Genomic DNA, 24,989 nt, shown 5'->3' on the forward strand with positions numbered 1-24,989 from the left:
ATGGGATTGCCGACAATCGCACCCTACGAGCTGCCAGGACGAGACGAGCTGCCAGGCTCAAGGCTTGGCTGGAACGTCGACGCGAGACGCGCCGCCCTTCTCATCCACGACATGCAGGCGTACTTCTTACGTCCCTTCGACTATCGCGCGGCGCCGTTCAAACCGTTCATAGACAACATCGCGCGCCTTCGCACGATCTGTCGTCATGCTGGCCTTCCCGTCTTCTATACGGCCCAGCAGGGAGACCAGGATCGCCGCGACCGCGGTCTGCAGGCGGACCTCTGGGGGCCTGGGATGGATCGGAGCTCCGAACACGAAGCGATTCTCGATGCAATCGCCCCGGGTCCGAGCGAAATCGTGCTTCACAAGCACCGCTACAGCGCCTTCCAACGCTCGACGCTGGAAGCTCTAATGAGGGCCCGCGGGCGTGACCAACTCATCATCTGCGGCGTCTATGCCCATATCGGCTGCCTGCTGACGGCCGCCGAGGCCTTCCAGCGCGACATCCAGCCGTTCTTCGTGGCCGACGGCGTCGCCGATTTCTCCCGCCCCCATCACATGCAGGCACTCGACTATATCGCCAGCACCTGCGGGATGATCGCAACGGTGCAGAGCCTCGAAGGCACACTCACGCAAAGGGTGGCAGCATGAGCGGTTGTTTAACCCGCGAGACGATGCGCGCCGACATCGCAGCCGCCATTCATACGCAGCCCAACGAAGTGGGCGACGACGACAACCTCATGGATCTCGGGCTCGATTCCATGCGCGCGATGCACCTCGTCCTCCTCTGGCAGGAGCGCGGCCTGATGCTCGATTTCTCCGAACTCGCCGAAAAGGTGACGCTTTCGGGATGGTGGGCAATCGCCGAACGCCATCTTCATCCACGAAGGGAGGCCGCGGCATGAATCGGTCGATCGCCCGTTCCGAGGATCCAGAGGAGATCCTCGGCTCCTCCCAGATCGTGTCTTTGACGGAGGCCGCCAGCGCGCTCTGGTTCGCTCAAGCGCTCGATCCTGAAAACCCGATCTTCAATACCGGCCAGATCGTGGAGATAGACGGGCCATTGGACCTGGCCGCCTTCGATCGAGCCATCACCGGCCTCGGCGAGGAAGCCGATGCACTCAGAGTGCGCGTTCTCGACCACGAGCGCCAAGGCCTGAAGGGGAACGATCTCTATCTTGAGATCGTCGACTGTTCGAACGATGCTGAGCCGCGCCGTGCCGCGCATACCGGCATCGCCGCAGACATGGATCGCCCGCTCGATCTCGCGCGTGACGCGCCGGTCTGCCAACGTCTGTACAAGCTCGGTACCAAGCGCTTCCTTTGGTACCAGCGCCTGCACCACATCGTCACCGACGGCTTTGCCACCCAGCTTGCGACAGCGCGCGTCGCGGAGCTCTACAACAGCGCCGTCTCCGGCATTCCCGAGGGCCGGCCGCTCTCCTCTCTCGGCCGCGCTCTTGATGCGGAACGTGTTTATCGCGGTTCACCCCAACGTGACGCCGACAGCAGCTTCTGGAAAGAAACGCTTGCGGAGCTGGACAGCGTCACGGGTATGAAATCCGGCGCAGCACGAACGGCGAGACGCTACGACCACGCCGAGATCCTTCTGGACGAGGCTGTCTGCGCAGATCTCACCGCGATCGAGCAGACGCATCGTCTGTCCTGGCCGGACGTTCTGACGGCATTTTCGGGCGCATATTATGCGCGCCATACGAACGGCGACGAAGCCCTCCTTGGTCTCGCTTTTATGGGGCGCTTCGGTTCACCCGCCGCTCGCGTGCCGACGATGCTCATGAATATCCTGCCTCTCCGCCTGCCTGTCCAAGAGGACGTCCCTCTCGTCGAATGGCTCCAGGACGCAACCATCCGCATGGTGCAGGCACGACGGCATGGCCGCTACCGCCAGGAATGGATCCGACGCGATCTCGGCCTCTCAGGAGCACAGCATCGGCTCTACGGTCCTCTCGTCAACATTCTGCCCTTCGACGCCGCCCCGCGGCTTCAGGGAGTAAAGACTGAGCTCACCCCACTTGGAACAGGGCCGGTGGACGACATCACCATTTCGTTCCGCAGCGATCCGAGAAGCCGTCTCGCACTCCAGATCGACACAAACCCGAACCTTTATGGACCCGGCGAATGCGAGACGCACGCGGCACGCCTTGCCGGCTTCATCCGCGAAGGCCTCCGCGCGTCGCGCCTCGGCCAGAGATTGAAGGACGTGGCGACTGTCCTGCCGTCGGAGCACGAATGGCTCGTCTCGACTCTCAACGATACCGCTCACCCAGTCGCGACGGGAACACTGACGGAAGCGATCGAGACGGCTTTTACCCGCTTTGCCGACAAGGAGGCGCTGCGCTTCGGCGCGACCTCTCTCACCTATCGGGAACTGGACGAGAGAAGCGGAGCTCTAGCAGAACGGCTGATCGACGCCGGGGCCGGACGCGATCGCCTCGTCGCGGTCGCCTTGCCACGGTCGATCGAGCTCGTCATCGCTCTTTTCGCGATCCTGCGCGCAGGCGCTGCCTATCTCCCGCTCGACGTCACACAACCCCGTGCGCGACTTGAAAAGATCATGGCATCCTCCCACCCGGTCGCCCTCTTGGCAGATGGGAGAAACGATCTCGAGCATGTGACGACCCTGACGCCCTCCTCCTGGCCGAGACGGCGAGCCGGCCGCCCACTGCCCGAAGTCGCGCCCAGCGACATGGCGTATGTCATCTACACCTCCGGCTCGACCGGAGAACCGAAAGGCGTCGTCGTGGAGCACGCGGCGATCATCAACCGCCTCGAATGGATGGCCGACGCTTACGGCATGGCAGCAGACGACGTCGTTCTTCAGAAGACACCCATGACCTTCGATGTCTCAGTCTGGGAGTTCTTCCTGTCCATCCTCAACGGAGGGACGTTGGCCGTTGCTCCGCCGGAAACCCACAAGGATCCAGTCGCACTTATCGACCTCGTGCGATCCAACGGCGTGACCACCATGCACTTTGTGCCGTCGATGCTCATGTCGTTCCTTGCCGAGCCGAGATCTTCCGGCCTCAAACTGCGCCGCGTCTTCGTCAGCGGTGAGGAACTCACCGCCGATCTCCGCGACTGCTTTCACCAGCACATCGTTGCGGAACTCCACAACCTGTACGGACCGACAGAAGCCGCCGTCGACGTCAGTTATTGGCCGGCAGTCGCAAACGACAGTTCCGCCCCGGTCCCCATCGGCAGGCCCGTCTGGAACACGCGCCTCTATGTGCTCGATCGCCATCTTCGCCCACTCCCGCCGGGCGTTGAAGGACATCTCCACATCGCCGGACGTCAGCTTGCCCGGGAATATCTCGGTCGACCGGATTTGACGAACGAACGCTTCATTCCCGATCCATTCCATCCGGGCGAGCGCATGTATGTGACCGGCGACTTGGCGCGACTTCGCGAAGACGGTGCGATCGTCTATCTCGGCCGGAGCGACCATCAGGTGAAGCTGCGCGGCCTGCGCATCGAGCTCGGTGAGATCGAGACGGCTCTTGCTGCCCATCCGGCCGTTCTGCACGCTGTCGTCGTTCTGCGCGAGGACGAATTGAACGATCCGCGCATCGTCGCTTATGCCACCCTCCGCGACGAGGTGGAGCCTGAGCAGCTGTCCGATTTTCTCCGGGAGCAGGTGCCCGATTATATGCTGCCTTCCGCGATCCTCATCGTAAAGGAGTTGCCTCTTTCCACGGCCGGCAAGCTCGATCGCAAGGCGCTCCCGGCCCCGTCACGTAAAGGCGGGCGCGGGCGCCCGCCAGAGACGGAAACGGAACGGCTCGTTGCCATGCTTTTCAGGCGTGTTCTCAGCCTTGAGAGTGAAGTATCCGCACACGACAATTTCTTTGACCTTGGCGGCCATTCGCTCCTCGCGGTCGAGCTCATGCTGCATCTCCGTGAGACAGCTGGCCGCGAGCCCGGTCTCGGAACACTCTTCGAGCATCCAACAGCGGCACGTCTTGCCGCCGCTCTCGACGCAGGCGACGAGGATCATGGCGGCCTCCAGCCGCTTTTAAAGCTGTCCGACGCAGCGGAAGACTGTCCGTTCGTCTTTCTCATCCACCCGGCCGGCGGAATCTCATGGTGTTATGGCAGTCTCGCCCGCGCGCTTGCACCGTGCCATCAGGTCTGGGGGATCCAGGCGGAGGCGCTCTCCCCCGACATGCCCGCACCGCGTTCGCTCGAGGCTATGGCGCAGCGTTACGCCGAACACATCGCTTTTCTGACGGGCGGGTGTCCGGTCGCACTCGGCGGCTGGTCGGTCGGAGGCATCCTCGCGCAAACGGTGGCGGTTCGCCTCCAGGCAATGGGCATGTCTGTCGATTTCGTCGTCATGCTCGATTCCTATCCCGCCGATTGCTGGCGCGACGAACCCGACCCCGGGCCGGGTGCGGAGCTGAAGGCGCTTCTCGCCATCGGGGGCCATGACCCGGATGCGCTTCCCGATCTGCCGCTGACGCGCGAGGCGGTGACGGCCTTTCTCACGGAAAGCGGTAGCCCGCTCGGGCAGCTTCCCGCCGAGGCCCTCGACGGCATGGTGCGGGTGGTCGGTCTCAATAACCGCTTGGTGCGTGAACACCGCCACAAGCTCTTCCGCGGACCGATCCTGCATTTCCACGCCACGCAAACGCCGGGCCAGCGCTCGCTAGATCCCCAGACATGGCGGCCCTACGCCCTGAACGTCACCGTCCACGACGTAGCGGCTATCCATGCGCACATGACGGGAGCAGAGGCGCTCACCGAGATCGTGCCCGTCATGAGCCAATGGCTCGATATCTTCGCGCCGGCAAAGGAAAACCGACCATGAACCTGAACGGGATCGCCGGGCGGACCGCCCTTGTCACCGGTGCTGCCGGAGGGATCGGCCTTGCAATCACTCGCCTGCTGATTGCGAGCGGCGCGCATGTCATCGCCACCGATGTCGACGTCGCCCTGCTTGTTGAAAACGCATCCGAAGGCCTTTGTGCCAGACAGCTTGATGTCACGCAGAGCGATGCCGTCGACGCTCTGGTGAACGAGGTCGCAGAGACCTGTGACGGGATCGATTTCGGCGTGAGCGTCGCGGGTGTTCTGGGCTTCGCGCCAGTCGCCGAAACGAGCGACCAGGAATGGGCGCGCATCTTTGCTGTCAACACGTCCGGCGTCTTCCACCTCGGCCGCGCGCTCGCACGGATCATGAAGCCGCAAAGGTCTGGCACGATCGTGACCGTAAGCTCCAACGCCGCCGGCATACCGCGCCAGAACATGGCGGCGTATGCCGCATCGAAAGCAGCGGCGACCATGTTCACACGATGCCTCGGGCTGGAACTCGCGCCCTTCGGCATCCGCTGCAACGTCGTCGCGCCGGGCTCTACGCGAACCCCCATGCAAACAAGCCTTTGGGCCGATGGCAACAGCGAGGAGAGAGTCATCGCCGGCGCACTCGATAGCTATCGGACAGGCATCCCCCTGCAGAAGCTCGCGACGCCTGAGGACATTGCACATGCGGTCCTCTTCCTTCTTTCCGAAGAGGCAGGCCATATCGCGCTTGCCAATCTCTATGTCGACGGCGGAGCAACGCTGACGACATGAAACGGGAACAACACGCCTGGGCTCCGCCGCAAGTTCCCCCCACCGTGGTTCGGGCAGACGGTTGCACCGGTGGCCGCCTCATCTCCGAGGAAGGCCGGGCCTACAATATCTTTCTCTATCGGCCCAACGCACCGGCGCCACCGACCGGTTATCCAGTCATCTTCCTGCTTGACGCCGATACGGACTTCCTGCTCGTGACCGAGACGGTTCGGCGGCTTTCGCGCCGGCCAGCGGCCACCGGCGTTCCGCCTCTTGTCGTGGCTGGGATCGGCTTTCCCGAGGGGGAGCGTGATCTCTACCGCTACTTCGATCTCACCGAGGGCCCTCCAGCCAATGATCCCTTCCTACGCCTGCGCGAGGCGAAATTTGGTGGGGCATCTCTCTTTGCGGCATTCCTTCAAACGACCGTCGCCTCCTATGTCGCCGGCGAGGTTCCGGTCGATCCTGCGAAATCGGTGCTTTTCGGGCATTCTCTTGCCGGCTTCTTCGTGCTCGACAGATTGGCCCGCGCCCCCGGACGCTATTTCGGCTCCATCGCCATCAGCCCATCGATCTGGTGGAACCGCGCACATCTGATGGAGGCACTTCCCGCGATCGGAGCGGCGGGCTCCCTTTACGCTGCGATTGGAGAATGGGAAGAGGAACTCGCCCCGTGGCAGCGCACGACGCTCGCATCGCCGCATTATACCTCGATCCGTCACGAGCGACGCATGGTGAGCAATTTTCGCGAACTCGGCGATCGCCTAACGAAATCAGCCGCGACCTTTTCAGCCCTCTTCGAGACCTATCCCGACGAGGACCATGCAAGCGTCCTGGCAGCGAGCCTCGCCCGAGCGCTGCGTTTCATTTTCACAAAGCAGCGAGACTGACCAACCTTAAAAGCACGATGAAGAGGCTGGACAAAAAAGCTCAAGCCACGGCGATTGCGGTCCGGGACCAGCTAGCAGACGTCAGATCCGATGGATATGCGGCTGGGCGTAGACGGGGACATGGCTGTGGATTTCGCCGTCCGCCGACGCGCAGATGCTGCCCGTGCTCTCCCGGCATGTGCAGGTCGGCCGCTCGGCAAAGCAGCTTTCCGTAGTGGATCTCCTCGCTCTCCCGACCCACCACAATGCGTATCGGGATCGCCTTGGTGCGCGAGCGCTCCGTCGCCCAAGGCAGCCTGGGAAGACTACGCGGAGCCGTCGCTCCCGCGGCTTGATCCAAGTTGAAGTTTGCGCTGGCCGATCGGTAAGGATCTCGAGATGACGCGCTCTCGTTTCTGGGAAGAACAGACCATCGCCGCCCCTCGGCGGCTCCTAGTCAGGTTCGCCCGGCACATGCTCACTAAGGAGCAGCAGGTCCTTTTCCATGGCCATTTGCGGCTTCACGGACGATCTGTGCCAGTTCCTCTTCCTTGAGCCGCGATTTGACGACGACGCGGACAGAGCGTTCGTCCATCTCCGGCATGTCGCGAGAACTGACCACCACAACCGGCAGATCGGGACGCTGGCTCGCGATCTCATCGAGCAAGTCCAACCCAGATCCATCCGGCAGGGTCTCCTCGACAATGAGGAGGTCGAAGTGCTGCGCCGCCAGTTGCCGGCGCGCCTCGGCGACGGTGGGCGCACGCGAGAGCTCCAGGCTCTCCTTCAAAAGAGCGGAAAGGATCGCGAAAAAGTCGGCGTCATCCTCGACATGCAGGGCACGCGGAAGGTGTGGAGACCCTTGCGTTGCGTCGATTTTTGCCGCGTCGTCCGATCCGGCAGGCGTCTGACCCTTCACCTTTTCCGGCGCGCTCGTCGACAATGGCAGAGCGACCGTGAATTCCGCACCGGTATCCGGCCTGTTGCGATAGGAGATCGAGCCGTTCATCTGCTCGATGATCTGCCGCGAGATATGCAGGCCAAGGCCGGTCCCCCCCTGCTGCCTGGTGGCGGAGGAATCCGCCTGGCTGAAACGGTTGAAGATCTTGCTCTCAAATTCCGGAGGCACGCCCGCGCCTTCATCGGTGACGGAGATGCGCACCGTCTCGCCGCTCTTGGCGATGGAAACCTCCACGGTTCCCCCGGACGGGGAGAACTTTGCGGCATTCGACAGGAGATTAGAGAAAACCTGCTGCAACCTCCTCGCATCGACCTCGACGGCATAAGCGCCATCCGATTGCATGACAGGCGCTACGTCAAATTTCTCAAAATACGCCTGGTTCGCTTCGACGGATTGCTTGACGAGGTCGTTCAAATCTTCCACGCGCCGATCGAACTGCATCGCACCCGAAGTGATCTTCTCCAGATCGAGGATGTCGTTGACGAGTTCGACGAGACGCTCGCAGTTCTTCAGCGCGATGGCGAGAAGATGTGAGATCTTTGGCCCGAGCTGCACCTCCGACGAGCCCAGCACCAGCCCCAAAGAGCCGCGAATGGAGGTCAGAGGCGTGCAAAGTTCGTGACTGACGGTCGCGGGGAATTCGCTCTTCGCCCGCTCCGCCTCCTTACGCGCGTCGATATCCTGGAACTGAGCGACGAAGTAGCCACTCCGGGTCTGGTGGTCCTCGACACGCGACAAGCCAAAAAGACACCAGATCGAGCGTCCGCTCTTGGCGACGAAGCGCCTTTCCACCTGCTGGGTGGCCGCAACGCCATCGAGCATGTCACGAAGCTTTCCAGGCTCTGACCTGTCGTCGGGATGGATCACGCTGGCGAAATCGAGCTCCTCGAATTCCTCCGGCTTGTACCCTAGAAGCGCGCACAGCGTCTCGTTGACCTGCATCCATTGCCCGTCGTCGCTGATCAGCGCCATGCCGACAGGTGCATTCTCGAGAGCCAGGCGGAACCGTTCCTCACTCTCGCGCAGCGCGAGCTCCGTCTCTTTGAGGTGCGTAATGTCCGTTTGCGTGCCGATCATGCGCATCGCTCGACCGGTCTTGTCGCGTTCGATGCCGACCGCTTCCGAGCGCAACCAGATCCAATGGCCGTCTCTGTGACGAATACGGTACTCCGTCAGCGAGCGGGCAGCCCGGCCCTCGATACATGCCGCGTCGGCCTCTTCCACCGCGGCGCGATCGTCGGGATGTACTCGCTGTCTCCATTCCTCCTGCGGGTCGATATCTTCGTGCTCGCCGAAGCCAAGCATCGCCCGCCACCGACCCGAGACCACGGAGCGACCGGTTTTGAGATCGATATCGAAGACACCGATGGCCGCCGCCTCGATCGCCTGTTGCAGGCGCTGCTCACTGATCGCCAGTTCGCGCGCCACCTTTTGCTGCAAGGTCACATCGCTGATGATGAGCGTATGGCGCAGGTCGCCTGCCTCTGTGCGCCACTCGTTCTTTTGCAGCGTCAGGAAAAGCTCGTCGCCGTTGCGGTTCCGCGTTTCGACCAGCCGGCTGACTTCTCCTTGCTTCTGCGCACTTGCCGCGCCCTCTTTCGACCCAGGAAACAGGGTCGCGATCGTCTGCCCGTCCAATTCGTCCGCCCGATAGCCGAAGATCAGCTCCGTTGCCGGATTGACGGAACGAATGATGCCGTCCTCGTCCAGCACGATCACGCCGGCAAGAGCCGTATCGACGATCGAACGGTTCTGCTGCTCGCGCGCGGCAATCTCCCGCGTCTTCAATTCGACCGTCTCCTGGATCGCCTCCTCGCGGCGCGCATAAGACATCAAGAGCACGCCGAAGAGGAGGGACAGGGCAAGTCCCGCGGCCAGAACGATCGTCGGCTCTTTCGATGCCGCCGTCGCTTCAAAGGCGGGCGTGCTCTCCCAGACGACGGTCCATGTCTTCTCCATCACGGACAGCACTTTGCTGACCTGGAACGCGGGATTGTGTGCGTTGCCTTCAGAGCTTGTATAGATCAACTGGTCAGGATCGGCGGTGCCGCCATCATAGACACTGAGGTTCAACCGCGTGCCCTGGCTTGCCGTCAGGCGATCCATAAAGCGCGGCGCGATGAAAGGCGCGTAAACCCAGCCAAGGAACGCATCCCGCCGCTGCTCCATGGTCTCAAGAGGAGCGGAGGCCTCATAAAGCGGCCGAAGCAACAAGAAGCCGGCGCTTTTCGTTTCGTCTTGCACGAGGAAGATTCGACCCGTGATCGTCGCACGCCCGGTATCGCGCGCGTGGACGGCCGCGGTACGACGGTTCTGCTCAAACGCGATATCGAGCCCGAACGCCTTCGCGTTCGTCGCAAGAGGCTCGATAAAGGTGATCACGAACATCTCGCGATCCGTGGAAGGCTCGGGCTTGATCGTCAGATTGGTTTCGCCGGGTGTCGTGTGCTCGATCAAAAACGCCTGCAGCTCGTCAGGCATGACCGGCTCGATGAACCCAACGCCGTTGATCCCGGGCAGATTGGCCTCGAGACCGAACTCGCTGACGAAAGCCCTCCATTCCGTCTTCGAAACGTAGCTGGAGCCGCTGAAAAGACCCGCTCCGGCGTCCAGCGCCTGCTTGTAGGCGTCCAGCCGGTGCAGCAGTGCCTGTTCGCTGTCTCCCGCCAGAGCCTTGAACGAGGTCAGCCCCTGTTCGAACGCCGCTTCGTTGGTGAACTTCCATGCGTAGAACGTTAATCCGAGGGGAACCAGCAGCGCCACAAGGCCCAGCCTGCTGACCCGGGCGAGCGGGCGTCCGCGGTATCGGGCACTCCACGGGCGCAAAGGGCTGATCATGGCCAGGGGTAGGACGAGCAGGATTCCGGCAACGTCCCCGATCCACCATGTGATCCAATTGGAAAGGGCAGCCGATCCGCCGGTGATACCGGCCCCCATAAGGCTTGCTACGCCGACGCTCGCACCAATGAGACACGGCAAAAGGGCCGCGCGCAGGGTAAACGGAATGAAGTCTCGCATCCCCTCCAAGGCGAAGGGCATCCCGAAGCGCCGCCGAAGAAGGTGAACAGCGAGGAGCGATTGCACCGTCGACCCGGTGGCGATGCAAACAGCAACGCCCAGCGCCGACCAATCGGGCCCCTGCGCACCGAAAGCGTTCCCAATGACGGCATTAACCGCGAATGCCCCCAGAAACACGCCGGGCCATAGCCGGTGACCATAAAACAGAAGCGCAGAAACCGCGATTCCCGATGCCGGCCAGATCAACGTCGCATAGCCTGGGGGCACGGCCAAACGCAGGCCGAGCCAACCGAAAAGCGCATAAGCGGAGCTTGAAGTCTCGATCAAGATCGAAGAGACCGCTCCAGGTCTCGTCTGTCTGGCCGATCAGGATCGTCTCAGCCAAGCCTTCGTCAATCTGATCTCCAATGCGGTAAAATTCTCCCCGTCAGGAAGCACCGTTCGCATACGCATTGCACAGCGAGCAGGCCGAGCCCGCATCTACGTGAGCGACGAGGGGCCGGGCATCCCGCAGGAATTCCACACCCGCATCTTCACAAAGTTCGAACGGGCCAACTTCTCCGACAACCAGAAGGTTGGTGGCACCGGTCTCGGCCTTTCAATCACCAAGGCGATCATCGAGCACCTCAACGGCGAGATCGATTTCCGCAGCACAGAGGGCGGCGGGACGATTTTCTTCGTTGACCTGCCGAGTTTTCCTGCGATGCACCAGCTTGCTGCAGAACGCGACAGCCGCAAGCTCGCAAGCGCCTGAATATCGTCTTCCCGCCACCAATTGATAGACAAGCCGCATGGCGAAAACGTCTCCGCTGAGACGCTCTAATCACGCCACCAAATCGGTTTGCAGGTCCGCCGCTCCCCCGAACCGAATCTGAGGCGAAAGGGAAGGTGCCGAGCCCCAACTCCCGCACGCCGTTGGCAAATTCCTCGATATCCATCCACTCCTTCCCGCTTCGCCGACGTCACATGGGTCATCGGCGCCAGCACATCGGGGAGGTTATGGATCGGGTGCTCGTCATTGGTGGGACCTTGGCCGTTTAGATCGAGGTCGCCAAGGCCCAGATCATCGCTCGATGCTTGTCGGGCCGGCGCATTTCCACTAGGTCTGAAGACGCTCACACGGGGTGCCCATACGGGCTGAGAGGCTTATCCGCCAACCCGCTGAACCTGATCCGGCTCGCACCGGCGGAGGGATGGAGAGCTTTCGTTGCCGCGAATGCGCCCCTTCCCGCTTTCAAACGACAAGGAGGCGCCCTTGGGCTCGCTGCAATCCCCTTCCATCTTCATAGCATCAGCCGTCGCCGCATTGTTCTTCGGCGCAATCACACCCGCCGCGGCGCAGGAGGAGAAGCCCTCGCTGACGGTCTACACCTATGAGAGCTTCGTTGCCGATTATGGGCCGGGGCCGCGGATCAAGGCCGGTTTTGAGGCGGTTTGTGGCTGCACGGTGAAATGGGTCGGGCTGGAGGACGGCGTTGCGATCCTCAACCGTTTGAAGCTCGAAGGTGCTTCGACATCGGCGGAGGTGGTGGTCGGGCTCGACACCAACCTGATCGCTGAGGCCAGGGCGACCGGGCTCTTCGCACCGCATGGCACCGACACATCTGCGGTCGACGTTCCCGGCGGTTTTTCCGATCCGGTTTTCGTGCCCTATGATTATGGCTGGTTCGCCGTCGTCTACGACAGTGAGGCGATCGATGCCCCTCCGCAAAGCCTGGAGGAGCTGGTCAGCGGCGATCCGGAGGAGAAGATCGCCATCCAAGATCCTCGCAGCTCGACACCGGGTCTCGGGCTGCTTCTTTGGATGAAGAAAGTCTACGGCGACGGCGCCGAAGCGAAATGGCGAGAGTTCTCCGAGCGTGTCCTGACCGTGACGCCGGGCTGGAGCGAAGCCTATGGGCTCTTGACGAGCGGCGAAGTCCCGATGGTGCTGAGCTATACCACCTCGCCTGCCTATCACCTGATCGAGGAGGAGAGCGACCGCTACCGCGCGGCAGCCTTCGATGAGGGCCATTACATCCAAATCGAGGTCGCCGGCCGCATCGCAAGCTCCGAGCACCCGGATCTCGCCCGCGACTTCCTCGCTTATCTGATCTCGCCCGCGGCACAGGACGCGTTGCCGACCACCAACTGGATGCTGCCGGCCGCAGCGACCGCCTCGCCGCTGCCCGCCGCCTTTGAGCAGCTGGTGACCCCGGACAAGACCCTGTCTTTCGATCCCCAAACGGTAGCCGACAGCCGACGCGCCTGGACGCAGGAATGGCTGCAGGCGCTCGGTCGCTGAGGCTCTCCGCGCGTCCGATGACAGGTTCGACAGATCGACGTTGGCGTGTCGCGGCAGGACTTGCCGCCGTTGCCGCGCTCGCCGGGTTTTTGGGCGGCGCATGTTTCGCCTTGCTTACCCAAGCCGATGCGGCGCCGGACGTGCTTGCCTTGGCATCGGACCGCTATTTGCGGGGGGTGGTGCTGTTCACGCTGGAACAGGCGGCCCTTTCCACCCTCCTTGCCGTGGCCGGTGCCCTGCCGCTTGCAGTGGCCCTCCACAGGGCTCGGTTTCCCGGCCGCGGCCTCGTCCTGCGTCTGTTCCTCCTGCCGCAAGCCCTGCCGGTGCTGGTCGGCGCCTTGGCGATCATCGCGGTGTGGGGCCGCAACGGCGTCGTCTCGGATCTGGCCGCCACCCTCGGATTCGATCGCCTCAACGTCTATGGGCTGTCCGGCATCCTGATCGCCCACACCTTCTTCAACCTGCCGCTCGCCGCCCGGCTGATGCTCGCTGCTCTCGACGGCGTGCCGGCAGAAAGCTGGAAGCTCGCCGGGCATCTTTCTCTCACGCCCCTCACCACCTTCCGCGTCCTCGAATGGCCGGCAATCCGCACCGCGCTACCCGGCGCGACGAGCCTCATCTTCATGCTCTGCGTCACCAGTTTCACGCTGGTCCTGACATTGGGTGGCGGGCCGGGCGCCACCACCCTGGAAGTCGCGATCTATCAGGCCCTGCGCTACGATTTTAATCCGGGCCTCGCGGTTTTCCTGGCGTTGATACAGATTGTGCTGACCGGCCTTGCGGTCGCCGTCACGCTGCGGCTCGGCCAGACAACGCCCGGCGGCTTTACACTCGGGCGGCGGGCACGGCGCTACGACCCTCACCAGGGCTTCGTTCGCGCGCTCGATCTCGCGGTTCTGACCGTGGGGATCGCCTTCGTCCTCTCGCCGTTCATCGCCACGATCGTTGCCGGTCTGCGCTCCGATCTGATCGCACTGCTGGCCGATCCAAACGTCCAGCGGGCCGCGATGACAAGCGGCGTCGTGGCGTTCGCGGCGGCGACACTGGCGCTCTTGCTCGCCGCGCCTCTCCTCTTGGCGCGACAGGCATTGGAAAGATCTCCCTCTTCGAGGGGTCGCGCAGCCTGGCGCGGGCTCTTCGAGCTGTCGGGCAGTCTCGTGCTCGTGGTGCCGCCGATCGTCATCGGCGCCGGCTGGTTTCTTCTGCTGCGACAGGTGACAGACGTTTTCGCAGCGGCACCCTTCGTCATTGTCGCCACCAATGCCGTGATGGCGATGCCGTTTATCGTGCGTATTCTCGCACCGGCGCTTGCCGCCTCGGCACAGCGACACGATCGCCTTGCCGAGAGCCTCGGCCTCTTCGGGCTGGCGCGGCTGCGCCACGTCGAATGGCCCGCGCTGAAAGCTCCGTTGGCCCTCTCCTTTGCCTTTGCGCTCGCCCTATCCCTCGGAGATCTTGGTGCGGTGGCGCTTTTTGGCAGCCAGGATTTCATCACCCTGCCCTATCTGCTCCTGCAGCGCATGGGCAGCTATCGCACCGCCGACGCAGCCGGGCTGGCGCTGCTGCTCGGGGTCTTGTGTCTCACCCTGATGGCACTCGCGGAGCGCGGGTTTCGCCGAGAGGAAGGCTGATGAGCGACCTGCCCGCCCTCGTCTTGGACGGCCTAGAATACACCTATGAAAGCGCCCCGATGCGCTTCGACCTCACGGTCGCGCCTGGCGAATGGCTGACGATCATCGGCCCAAGCGGTGCCGGAAAATCGACCCTCCTCGACATCATCGCCGGCTTTCTGATGCCCGAGCGCGGCCGGGTGACGATCTCCGGCGCCGACATGACGGGCGTGCCCCCCTCGCAACGCCCGCTCAGTTTCGTGTTTCAGGAGAACAATCTCTTTGCCCACCTGAGCGCCATCCAAAATGTGGGGCTCGGAATTTCCCCGAGATTACGGATGGGCCCGGCCGAGCGGCAGCGCGCGGCTGAAGCGCTGGAGGCCGTCGGCCTTGTGGGCTTCGACGACCGCAGGCCGGGGGAGATGTCCGGCGGCGAACGTCAGCGCGTCGCGCTGGCGCGCGCCTTTGTCCGCCAGCGCCCTCTGCTCCTGCTGGACGAGCCGTTTGCCGCGCTCGGTCCCGCCCTGCGCCGCGAAATGCTGGCGTTGTTGCGCGATCTACGGCGTCGGGCCGGAACGATGACGGTGCTGATGGTGACGCATCATCCGGAGGATGCCCTGGGCTTCGCCGACAACGTCGCCTTCCTCGACAAGGGACGTTTCGTCACCGTTGGGCCGACCGAGGAAACCCTCTCAGCCTCGGGCATTGCCGCGGTAGAGAGCTATCTCGGAACGCGCGCCCTCTCTTAAACGCGGTATCCGGCGATACGGCGTCGGGCCAGACAAACGTGTGTCGGGGCCGCAAACGAGATGCGGCAAAACGAAGAGAACTCGGTGCGTTGTCTTTGGATGGCAACGAACGCTGCCTATACGCATTTTGCCCTCTCTTGCGTTTGCCGCCACATTCGTCGAATACTTGCGCCCCGCAAAACCCGAGACGCCATACCAATCATATCGGGCGTAATCAGGCGACTGCTCTAGTCGCATCTCTAAATACACAAGGAGAATACAAGAAACTCGAATCGGACGATGCGCTTAAACAAGCCGAATACAAAGAACGGCGCAGGTGCATCGAAACCCCATGGGAGGAAACTTGGGATGTCCGAGACTTGTCCGCACGTCGATGTGGTTCACTCTGCGATCGCGGCCGGGGCCGCCGCGCAATCGCCGATGGTCGCGTCCTGGAGCCGCTCGGCGCGTCTCTATGGGCTCGACCCAGCCAACAGGCACCCGCCTCACCGGCTGACGGCGAGCGAATTCGCCCTGGTGCGCGAGCGGATGGAGCCATGGATTCGCGCCGCCGAAGCCAGTCTTGATCAGCTCTTCAGCGCCGTCGGCGCCGCAGGGTGTTGCGTGCTCCTTGCCGATAGCGACGGCGTGCCGGTCGAGCGTCGCGGCGAGACCGGCGACGATGCCGTCTTCGACGAGTGGGGACTATGGCCGGGTGCGCTGTGGAGCGAGGCAACGGAAGGCACCAACGGCATCGGCACCTGCGTCATCGAGCGCCGCCCTGTCACTGTGCACCGCGACCAGCACTTCTTTGCGCGCAACGGGGCGCTCGGCTGCATGGCGGCCCCCATCCATGACCACAACGGCGAACTCGCCGGCGTTCTCGACGTCTCCTCCTGCCGCCCAGACCTCACCGAGACCTTCGCCGGGCTCATCGCGCTCAGCGTGCGCGAAGCGGCAAGGCGGATCGAAGCGGAAGCGTTCCGGCGCACGTTTGCGCATGCGCGGATCCTCGCCGTCTCGGGGCTGGAGCACAATCCGGCGGCGCTCGTCGCGGTGAATGCCGACGACCTCGCCGTCGGCGCATCGCACAGCGCCCGCGTGGCCTTGGGGATCAAAGGCAACCTCGCCAAAGCGCCCGTGCCGGCCTCCGATCTCCTGAGCATCCCGGGCGCGGAAAGTCTGGAGGACGCGGAGCGGGCCGTTCTTGCCCGCGCTCTTGCCCGCACCGGCGGCAATGTCTCGGCGGCGGCGCGCATCCTCGGCATTTCGCGCGCGACCTTCCATCGCAAACTCGGCGCAAAACGGCTGGAGGCGGCGACACAAGATCCCGCGGCTTCCTGTCGCATTCCTGCGACAGATGCGGCCTCTCTCCCGCTGGAGGGGGGCTGACAGACCTCCAGGCGACATCGATCCTGTTGTCCAGGGCGCCCGAGAGGAAACGCTTTTCTCTCGCCAAGAGCGCCCGCTTAGGGAGAACAGCAATGGATCAACTGGAACGGCCGTTCGGCGAAACGCGGCTGCCTTTCGCCACACGCTACGACAATTACATCGGCGGCAAATGGGTGGCGCCGAAGTCGGGTCGGTATTTCGACAACGTCACGCCGATCACTGGCCAATCGCTGTGCGAAGTGGCGCGCTCGGATGCGGCAGACATCGAGGCGGCGCTGGACGCCGCGCACGCGGCGAAAGACGCCTGGGGCAAGACCAACGTCGCCCAGAGGGCTTTCATCCTCAATCGCATCGCCGACCGGATGGAGGAGAATCTCGATCTCCTCGCCACCGCAGAGACCTGGGACAACGGCAAGCCGATCCGGGAAACGAAGGCCGCAGACCTGCCGCTTGCGATCGACCACTTCCGCTATTTCGCCGGCTGTGTGCGGGCGCAGGAAGGCACGCTCTCCGAAATCGATCACGAAACGATCGCCTACCATTTCCACGAGCCCTTGGGTGTCGTCGGCCAGATCATCCCGTGGAATTTTCCTCTCCTCATGGCCGTGTGGAAGCTCGCTCCGGCGCTCGCCGCAGGCAATTGCGTGGTCTTGAAGCCGGCCGAACAGACGCCCGCCTCGATCATGGTGTTGATGGACGTCATCGGCGACCTTCTGCCTGAGGGTGTCCTCAACGTGGTCAATGGCTTCGGGCTCGAAGCCGGCAAGCCCCTCGCCTCATCCAACCGCATCGCGAAGATCGCGTTCACCGGCGAGACGACGACCGGCCGGCTGATCATGCAATACGCCAGTCAGAACCTCATCCCGGTGACGCTGGAGCTTGGCGGGAAATCTCCGAACATCTTCTTCGACGACGTGTGCGCGGAAGACGACGATTTCTTCGACAAGGCCATCGAAGGGTTCGTGATGTTCGCCCTCAACCAGGGCGAAGTCTGCACCTGCCCGTCGCGGGCGCTGATCCAGCACTCCATCTACGACCGCTTCATGGAGCGGGCATTGGAGCGCGTGAAAGCCATCAAGCAGGGCAATCCGCTCGACCCGGAGACGATGATCGGAGCGCAGGCGTCGAGCGAACAGCTCGAAAAGATCCTCTCCTACATCGACATCGGCAAACAGGAAGGGGCCGACATTCTGGTCGGGGGCGAGCGCAACCATCTCGGCGGCGAGCTGGAAGGCGGCTATTTCGTCCAGCCGACCGTCTTTCACGGCAACAACAAGATGCGCATCTTCCAGGAGGAGATCTTCGGTCCCGTCGTGTCGGTGACGACCTTCAAGGACGAGGAAGAAGCGCTGCATATCGCCAACGACACGCTCTACGGCCTCGGATCCGGCGTGTGGAGCCGCGATATGAACCGCTGCTACCATTTCGGCCGCAACATCCAGGCCGGGCGCGTCTGGACCAATTGCTACCACGCCTATCCGGCCCATGCGGCTTTCGGCGGCTACAAGCAATCGGGGATCGGCCGCGAGACCCATTCGATGATGCTCGACCACTACCAGCAGACGAAGAATCTGCTCGTCAGCTACAATCCCAAGAAGCTCGGCTTTTTCTGAACGAGCCACCGACGAGGGCCCGGCGACTCGGGGGCCGCCGGGCTTCTTTTCCAAGACAAAGTCCAAGGGAGGAACACAATGGCGAAGACCATGAAGGCCGCAGTCGTGCGCGAATTCGGCAAACCACTGAGCGTGGATGAGGTGCCGGTTCCCGAACCGGGGCCAGGACAGATCCAGGTCGCGATCCAGGCATCAGGCGTCTGCCACACCGATCTTCATGCGGCCGAGGGGGACTGGCCAATCAAACCGAACCCGCCTTTCATTCCGGGTCATGAAGGCGTCGGCTATGTCTCCGGTGTCGGAGCGGGCGTCACCCGCGTCAAGGAAGGCGACCGGGTCGGCATCCCGTGGCTCTACACGGCCTGCGGGCATTGCGAGCATTGCGTGGGCGGCTGGGAGACCTTGTGTGAATCCCAGCAGAATACCGGCTATTCGGTGAATGGCGGTTTTGCCGAATACGTCGTGGCCGATCCCAATTATGTCGGCCATCTGCCGGACAATATCGGGTTCACCGAAATCGCCCCGATCCTGTGTGCCGGCGTGACGGTCTACAAGGGCCTGAAGATGACCGATGCCCGCGCCGGCAACTGGGTGGTCATCTCGGGCATCGGAGGTCTCGGGCACCTCGCCGTGCAATATGCCAAAGCGATGGGCTTCAACGTCGCCGCGGTCGATATCGACGATCACAAGCTCGATCTCGCACGAAATCTCGGCGCCACACTGACGGCGAATGCCGCCAAGGAAGACGCTGCCGCAAAGATCAAGAAGGAGACGGACGGGGGTGCACACGGTGTTCTCGTCACGGCCGTCAATCTGAAGGCCTTCGAGCAGGCCGAGAACATGGTCCGCCGCGGCGGCACGATCGCAATGAACGGTCTGCCGCCGGGCTCTTTCCCGATTTCGGTCTTCGACATGGTTCTGGCCGGCATTACCGTGCGCGGCTCGATCGTGGGGACCCGTCTCGACCTTCAGGAGGCGCTCGATTTTGCCGGGCACGGCAAGGTCAAGTCGATCGTCAATCCGGTGAAGCTGGAAGACGTCAACAGCGTCTTCGAGAAGATGCACAAGGGCCAGATCGACGGCCGGGCGGTCATCGAGATCGCCGCCTGAGATACCAGCTCGGTGGGGCGGCAATGCTGCCCCACCTTCCCGCCACGCCCTTTGAAGTCCGCAAGGTGAAAGCGATGGGCTCAGTCTCCGCAACGCCAGCCGCACGCGAGCTCCTGCGGGAGATCATTGCCGACCATGGCCCTGTCCTCTTCCATCAATCCGGCGGCTGCTGCGACGGCTCCTCGCCGATGTGTTACCCGGAAGACGGATTTCTAATCAGCGAGCAGGATGTGAAGCTCGGCGACATCGACGGCATGCCCTTCTATATCGGCGGGGCGCAACACGAGCGCTGGAAGCACACAGATCTCGTCTTGGACGTCGTTGCCGGGCGTGGCGGCATGTTCTCCCTGGACAATGGCCGCGAGCGCCGCTTCCTCATCCGCTCGATGCTCTGCGAGGCGCCAGACACTGCGGACCGGTAGGCCTCCGAGCCGTCATCCTTCGAGTCTTCCTCTCCGTTTCGCGCGCCACCGGCATCAGAACCGCTCGAAGCGATAAGGAGCGGGATCCACGATCGGCGTCTCTCCCGTCACCAGTTCGGCCGCGAGCTGACCTGCGGCAGGCGACGTGCCGAAACCGTGGCCGGAAAAGCCGGTCGCCAAGGTCAGCCCCGGAATGCTGGCGACAGGCCCGATCACCGGATGAGTGTCCGGCGTGATGTCCATCGTGCCGGCCCAGGCAGATTTTATCTCGACACCTTTGAAGAGCGGCCAGGCCGCACTGAGATTGGCGACAGCCTCTCGGTTGAAGGTAGAGATCGTCGGCGGATCCATCACACGAAGCTTTTCGAAGGGGCTTTCGTCCGCAGGTCCCCAACGGCGCGGAAGCTTCAGATCATCGATCGTTTCGCGCCCGACCTTCATCCGCACGATGCCGCGATTTCCACGCAGCTGAGACAAATACCGCATGCCGATCAGCACGTGATCGAGCGTCAAAGGTGCCATCAGAGCGGCACGCTGGGTCATGATGAAGCTGCCGTCGTGATGCTGACAGAAAGAGAAATCCGGTCCGGCCACACCGATTTTGCAGGGCCCCTGCATCGGTGGGGAACGAAATGCCGAGCAGACGAGTGGCAAGGTCGGCAATCCGATACCGAGATTGCCCAGGAAGCGGCGCGACCATAGCCCCCCGGCGAGGAGAACCTGATCGCAGCGGATCTCTCCGCGCTCGGTCACCACACCGGCGACCCTGCCCGCTTCCAAAGACAAGGTGCGCACGGCGCAGTTTTCCACGACGACGGCGCCTTTCGAAATCGCGGCTTTCGCGATCGCGCTCGCCGCCAGGGTCGGATCGGCATGGCCGTCGGACGGTGTATAAAGACCGCCCGCCCATTTGCCCTCACCGCCCGGCACCAATTCATCGATCTGTGACGGCGTGACGAGGCACGAATCGAGCCCCAGATGGCTCACCGATTTCAGCCAATCCTCATGCCCGGCCACATCCGCTTCGGTGCGGTCGAGATACATGATGCCGGTGCGCTCATAGCCGACATTGGCCCCGACCCGCATTGCCATCTCGGCCCACAGCCGATCAGCGGCCATTGCCAGGGGCACATCTGGCGCAGCTCGGATCGTCTTGCGGACCCAGCCGAGATTTCGCGACGATTGCTCGCCAGCGAGCCGTCCTTTCTCCAAAACGACGACGGGGATGTTCTTTTCGGCAAGCGTCAGAGCAGCCGTCAGGCCAACGATACCGCCTCCGATGATGACGACAGAGGTGCGAGGCGGAAAATCCTGCGCCGTTTCAACCGGCGTGATCGTGGGGGCCATGGGGGAGATCCTTCTGACAGGACCGTTGCCGGGGCTCGTCCCCGTGCAGCGGCCGAACGCAATGAGCCGTCTCGCTATCGGACGGAAGGACGCCGCCAGCCGGCGTCCCTCGATCTTGTGCAGAGCTTTATTCGATGGCGGGCGGATATGTTGGGGGCGCCTTAGCGCAGCGCCGGCTCGTCCCATAGGTTGAGCTTCTGGCCGATGCCCTTCTCCACCGCATTGCGGTAAATCACTGTGCCCCATGCCACATCTTCGACCGGCATGCCTCCGACCGACATCAGGATGATCTCGTCATCGTTGGTTCGGCCTGGCGCATCGCCTGCGACGATCGCGCCGAGATCCTCCAGCTCCTCGGGCTTCATGCTGCCCTCGGCGAGCATATCCATGAACTTCACGCCGATCACCGGGATGGTGCGATGCGCGGGCTTCGGAACCTCTTCGTACCAGGCCTCGTAGAGACCGGTGTTGTCCAGAACCTTGCGCACTTCTGGCGCTTTCATCCCTTCGTCGATCTCGCAAAGGGCCGGCATCGCCAGGAACGCGCCCGGCTTCACCCATTCGCGCTTGACGATCGGATAGGTCTCCGGATCGCCGACTTCACCGGAGGCGCAATAGGTGACGATATCGCAATCGCGGACGACCGCCTCGAGCTCGTTCACGATCTCGATCTTGGTGATCTGCGGGTAATGCTCCTTCACCCAGGCGATGAAGACATCGAGGCTCTTCTGCCCGCGCGCCTTCACCCGGACGGTATCGATCTTCGGACAGGCGGCGATGAAGGCTGCGAGCGCGGTGCGCGCCATCACACCAGGCCCGAGGATGCCGACGATTTTTGAATCCTTGCGCGCAAGGTGCCGCGCCCCGACGCCCGGCACTGCGCCGGTGCGGTAAGCGGAAAGAAGATTGGCCGACATATAAGCGAGCGGTGCGCCCGTGTCGGCGTCGTTGAGCGTAAACATCAGGATCGAGCGGGGCAGATCCTTGTCGCGGTTTGCGATGTTGGAGCCATACCATTTGACACCGGCGGTGCAGAAATTGCCGCCGAGATAGGCCGGCATCGCCATGAAGCGACGATCCGCCGTAGGCTTCGGCATCTTTGGGAAGGGCGAGTTTTCGGGGAACACGACCATGGCCCCATGGCTGTCGCTGTTGGGACCGGCCATTCGGTAATCGCCCTGATGAAGCAGGGCAAACATCTCTTCCATGCAGTCGACACAGGCGGGCATGTCGGTCACGCCGGCCCTGATCATGTCTTGTTCGGAGAGGTAGAGAAAGTCGATTTTCGGCAGACCCGTCATCGGTTTGGTCCTTGTGTTCGGGCTCGCGTCACGCAGGCGCCTGCGCACCGTGCGACTTGAAACGGTGGATTGAAGGGAGAGAGGAAGAGGCGAAGGCCGGCAGACGCTGCGCTCCAATCACGGAACGCCCGCCGGCCTTCCGGAAGGGCTAGTCGAGCATGCGCCCGAGCCCGGCATAGAGATCGGGGCGCTTCGCCTTGATGCGATAGCCGAAGAGAATGCCGGCCAGGCAAACCAGGGCGATCGCATAGGGGAACGAAGCGACCACCGGACTTTCGCTGCCTGACAGCAGCGAAAGATTGTTGATCACCAGGGCAAGAGCCCCGAGCAGACCGACGAAGGCGACGCTCGGCGCCACGAGCGTGGTCCAGCGGCCATGCTGATCAGGATGGCGATGGAAATACAGGATGATCGCCACCGAAACCAAAGCCTGCACCGACAAGATGCCGATCACCGCAAGGGCCGACATCCAGGAGAAGACCACGGCATAGGGGTCGGCTCCGGAGACGACGAAGACGAGAAGGATGGCGGCCGCGCTCACGCTCTGGAAGACGCCCGCGATATGCGGCGACAGGTGCTTTTCATGCACCCGACCGAGGGCCCGCATGGCCAGACCTTCCCGGCCGAGCGCGAAGAAGTAGCGGTTGAGCGTGTTGTGAAACGAGAGCACGCAGGCAAACAGGCTCGTGATCAGCAGGATGTTCATGGTCTCGCTGGCCCAGCGCCCGAGCACCGCATCCATGGCTGCGAAGAAGAAATTGTCGAGCCCGGCTTCGGCGACCGCCTGCACCTGCGAGGCGCCGTAATGCTGCACGATCGCCCAGGTCGAAAACGCGTAAAACAAGGTGATGAGAAGGACGGCGACATAGGTCGCCTTCGGAATCGTCGTCTCCGGGTTCTCCGCCTCTTCGCCGAAGATGGCCGTCGCCTCAAAGCCGATGAACGAGCCGATGACGAAGACGAGTGCCGCCCCCAGCCCCGGCGACAAGACGGTAGCGGGTGCGAACGAGGTCAAGCCGATGCCTTCCGGCCCGCCGCCTTGCAGGAGGATCCCGACATCGAGCAGCAGGAGAATGACGATCTCCGCCACCATGCAGACACCGAGGATCTTGCCCGAGAATGCGATGTTGCGCTGCCCGCAGAGATGGACCACCGCCAAGGCGGCGAATGACCAGACCCACCAGGGCATCTCGATGCCGTAGGGCGCGAGCCCCGCCGCAACGAAGACGCCGAAGAGCGCATAGATGGCGATCTGCACGGCACTGTAGGTGATCAGCGCCATCAGGGCCGCGCCGACGCCCGTCGGCCGGCCGATGCCTTGAGAGATATACGCATAGAAAGCACCGGCTCCCTCCACATGGCGGCTCATTGCCGTGAACCCAACAGAGAAGACCAGGTACAACAGCCCCGCCAGAAGGTAGGCGCCGGGAACGCCCGCACCGTTGCCGAAAGCGAAAGCGACCGGTGAAGCTCCGACGACGGCGGTCAAAGGAGCGGCGGCTGCGACGACGAAGAATACGATATGGGCAAGCCCCACCGAATTCCTTGCCAGTCTTGGACTGGCGACAGGATTGGCGATTTCCAACGTCATATCACCCCTCATTGGAACTGCTATTCGCCAAAGCTACGAGGGGGAATTTGGTACCGATATTGCATGTTACGCCAATGAATCGATAATTCGCGCCGAGAGGGGGTTTGACGATTATGTCAACGGCAAATGCCCTACACTTAGACAGTCGCATGCCAGTGATTGCATCAATTCGTGCCTCGGCACTGGCGCCGATCATTCAAGAACTCGACAAGCGCACAGCCAAGACCGACGTTTTACTGGCGGGCCACGGTATATTGCGGGCTCAGCTCAACGATCCCTATGCTGTCGTCCCGATCGCCCGCTATCTCGCTGCCTTCGAAGAGGCTGCCGTCGTGGTTCGCGATCCTTTTCTCGGTGCTGAGCTCGGGGTGTCGATCAAGCCCGCGGATCTCGGGCCGATGGGCATGCTTTTCTCGATGACCTCAACCATCGAAGCCGCCTTCAAGCGCCTGTGCCGCTCGATGGCCGCGCTGCAGGGCGCCAGTCATTCGTCCGTCTCTTGCGAAGACGAGACACTGATATGGTCCTACGGAATCACCGACACGTCGCTCTCCCCGCGCAGGCAGGACAGCGAGTTCACCCTGGCGACGACCTGCCATCTCGTCAGGCAGTGCTTTTCAAGCAGCTGGCGGCCCCTCGAGGTGCACTTCGAGCACGGCGCACCGCGCGACCCGAAACCGCTGGAGCGCATCTTCCAGGCACCTGTCCTGTTCGGGCAGTCGACCAACAGGCTGGTGATGGACCTTGCCGGCGCCCGCCGCGTCTATCGCAAAGAGGATCCCGCTCTCGCCAGCGTCCTGGAGCGGCATATCAACGACCTCTTCGTCGAAACCGTGGCTCCCACCACCTATTCCGAACGCGTCCTGGCGCTCATCGCCATCCATCTCGGTTTCACCAACATCACGCTCGCCACAATCTCCAGAGAGCTCGGAATTCCACCGAGGACACTTCAGCGCCGCCTCGCGGACGAAGGCACGTCCATCCGCAAATTGGTGCAGGACTACAGGAAGTCCCTTTTGCGCCGGCACAACGCGGCCCCTGGCGGAAACCGGTCACGGCTCGCGCAGGCGCTCGGCTATGCTGACAGCACGGCGCTGTGGCGCGCCGAAAAGCGGTGGGAGGACGGCGAGTAGGCGCATCCTCGGGGGATCTGCAGGCTCGGCTGAGGACTG

At 63.0% G+C, this 24,989-nt stretch carries 18 protein-coding genes and 1 riboswitch; of the genes, 14 read left to right on the plus strand and 4 right to left on the minus strand.

What is annotated here, in order from left to right; all coding sequences use genetic code 11:
• Genes ACK8CP_RS07605 through ACK8CP_RS07625 form a run of 5 tightly spaced genes read left to right on the plus strand, consistent with a single transcriptional unit; the run spans position 1 to position 6,461 of the window.
• A complete protein-coding gene (locus ACK8CP_RS07605; RefSeq protein ID WP_414833852.1) occupies positions 1-651 on the plus strand; it encodes an isochorismatase family protein in 651 nt (216 codons plus the stop codon).
• Entirely contained in the window at positions 648-905 is a 258-nt protein-coding gene (locus ACK8CP_RS07610) for a phosphopantetheine-binding protein (protein WP_414833853.1), read from the plus strand. Before ACK8CP_RS07605 ends, ACK8CP_RS07610 begins: the two co-directional genes overlap by 4 nt.
• On the plus strand, positions 902-4,828 hold the full coding sequence (locus ACK8CP_RS07615; protein ID WP_414833854.1) for an amino acid adenylation domain-containing protein: 3,927 nt from the start codon (positions 902-904) through the stop codon (positions 4,826-4,828). Before ACK8CP_RS07610 ends, ACK8CP_RS07615 begins: the two co-directional genes overlap by 4 nt.
• Positions 4,825-5,592: a 2,3-dihydro-2,3-dihydroxybenzoate dehydrogenase gene (locus ACK8CP_RS07620; RefSeq protein ID WP_414833855.1), complete on the plus strand. Its 768-nt coding sequence runs from the start codon at positions 4,825-4,827 to the stop codon at positions 5,590-5,592. The genes ACK8CP_RS07615 and ACK8CP_RS07620 overlap by 4 nt, the downstream gene beginning before the upstream one ends.
• The gene (locus ACK8CP_RS07625; protein ID WP_414833856.1) at positions 5,589-6,461 is read left to right on the plus strand and encodes an alpha/beta hydrolase; all 873 of its coding nucleotides are present in this window, start codon (positions 5,589-5,591) and stop codon (positions 6,459-6,461) included. Before ACK8CP_RS07620 ends, ACK8CP_RS07625 begins: the two co-directional genes overlap by 4 nt.
• A 460-nt stretch (positions 6,462-6,921) precedes the next feature.
• Here the strand turns inward: ACK8CP_RS07625 and ACK8CP_RS07630 are convergent, their stop codons facing one another.
• Positions 6,922-10,746: a PAS domain S-box protein gene (locus tag ACK8CP_RS07630; RefSeq protein WP_414833857.1), complete on the minus strand. Its 3,825-nt coding sequence runs from the start codon at positions 10,744-10,746 to the stop codon at positions 6,922-6,924.
• 73 nt (positions 10,747-10,819) lie between these two features.
• Here ACK8CP_RS07630 and ACK8CP_RS07635 point away from each other — a divergent pair, with 73 nt between their 5' ends.
• The 8 genes from ACK8CP_RS07635 (at position 10,820) to ACK8CP_RS07670 (ending at position 19,578) form a co-directional block, all read left to right on the plus strand.
• Entirely contained in the window at positions 10,820-11,173 is a 354-nt protein-coding gene (locus ACK8CP_RS07635) for a sensor histidine kinase (RefSeq protein WP_414834211.1), read from the plus strand.
• A 355-nt stretch (positions 11,174-11,528) separates the two neighbouring features.
• Positions 11,529-11,630, plus strand: a riboswitch (TPP riboswitch).
• A 53-nt stretch (positions 11,631-11,683) separates the two neighbouring features.
• On the plus strand, positions 11,684-12,703 hold the full coding sequence (gene thiB, locus ACK8CP_RS07640; RefSeq protein ID WP_414834212.1) for a thiamine ABC transporter substrate binding subunit: 1,020 nt from the start codon (positions 11,684-11,686) through the stop codon (positions 12,701-12,703).
• 17 nt (positions 12,704-12,720) lie between these two features.
• Entirely contained in the window at positions 12,721-14,334 is a 1,614-nt protein-coding gene (gene thiP, locus ACK8CP_RS07645) for a thiamine/thiamine pyrophosphate ABC transporter permease (RefSeq protein ID WP_414833858.1), read from the plus strand.
• Entirely contained in the window at positions 14,334-15,062 is a 729-nt protein-coding gene (gene thiQ / locus ACK8CP_RS07650; RefSeq protein ID WP_414833859.1) for a thiamine ABC transporter ATP-binding protein, read from the plus strand. The genes thiP and thiQ overlap by 1 nt, the downstream gene beginning before the upstream one ends.
• A 348-nt stretch (positions 15,063-15,410) precedes the next feature.
• Positions 15,411-16,433 carry a GAF domain-containing protein gene (locus ACK8CP_RS07655; RefSeq protein ID WP_414833860.1) on the plus strand — a complete coding sequence of 341 codons (1,023 nt, stop codon included), beginning with the start codon at positions 15,411-15,413 and terminating at the stop codon, positions 16,431-16,433.
• A 92-nt stretch (positions 16,434-16,525) separates the two neighbouring features.
• Entirely contained in the window at positions 16,526-18,046 is a 1,521-nt protein-coding gene (gene adh, locus ACK8CP_RS07660) for an aldehyde dehydrogenase (RefSeq protein ID WP_234627617.1), read from the plus strand.
• A gap of 78 nt (positions 18,047-18,124) precedes the next feature.
• On the plus strand, positions 18,125-19,156 hold the full coding sequence (gene adhP / locus ACK8CP_RS07665; RefSeq protein ID WP_414833861.1) for an alcohol dehydrogenase AdhP: 1,032 nt from the start codon (positions 18,125-18,127) through the stop codon (positions 19,154-19,156).
• Between the two features lie 23 nt (positions 19,157-19,179).
• Entirely contained in the window at positions 19,180-19,578 is a 399-nt protein-coding gene (locus ACK8CP_RS07670; RefSeq protein ID WP_414833862.1) for a DUF779 domain-containing protein, read from the plus strand.
• Between the two features lie 54 nt (positions 19,579-19,632).
• Here ACK8CP_RS07670 and ACK8CP_RS07675 read toward each other — a convergent pair whose 3' ends face one another.
• The 3 genes from ACK8CP_RS07675 to ACK8CP_RS07685 form a co-directional block, all read right to left on the minus strand.
• On the minus strand, positions 19,633-20,925 hold the full coding sequence (locus tag ACK8CP_RS07675) for an NAD(P)/FAD-dependent oxidoreductase (protein WP_414833863.1): 1,293 nt from the start codon (positions 20,923-20,925) through the stop codon (positions 19,633-19,635).
• 161 nt (positions 20,926-21,086) lie between these two features.
• On the minus strand, positions 21,087-22,226 hold the full coding sequence (locus ACK8CP_RS07680; protein ID WP_414833864.1) for a tyramine oxidase subunit B: 1,140 nt from the start codon (positions 22,224-22,226) through the stop codon (positions 21,087-21,089).
• Between the two features lie 148 nt (positions 22,227-22,374).
• A complete protein-coding gene (locus ACK8CP_RS07685) occupies positions 22,375-23,817 on the minus strand; it encodes an APC family permease (RefSeq protein WP_234627612.1) in 1,443 nt (480 codons plus the stop codon).
• Positions 23,818-23,930: 113 nt separating this feature from the next.
• Between ACK8CP_RS07685 and ACK8CP_RS07690 the strand changes: the two genes are divergently transcribed.
• Complete coding sequence (locus ACK8CP_RS07690) at positions 23,931-24,950, plus strand: AraC family transcriptional regulator ligand-binding domain-containing protein (RefSeq protein WP_414833865.1); 1,020 nt, start codon at positions 23,931-23,933, stop codon at positions 24,948-24,950.
• Positions 24,951-24,989 lie beyond the last annotated feature (39 nt).

Source organism: Afifella sp. YEN Y35 (assembly GCF_047553465.1).
Lineage (GTDB): Bacteria > Pseudomonadota > Alphaproteobacteria > Rhizobiales > Afifellaceae > Afifella > Afifella aestuarii.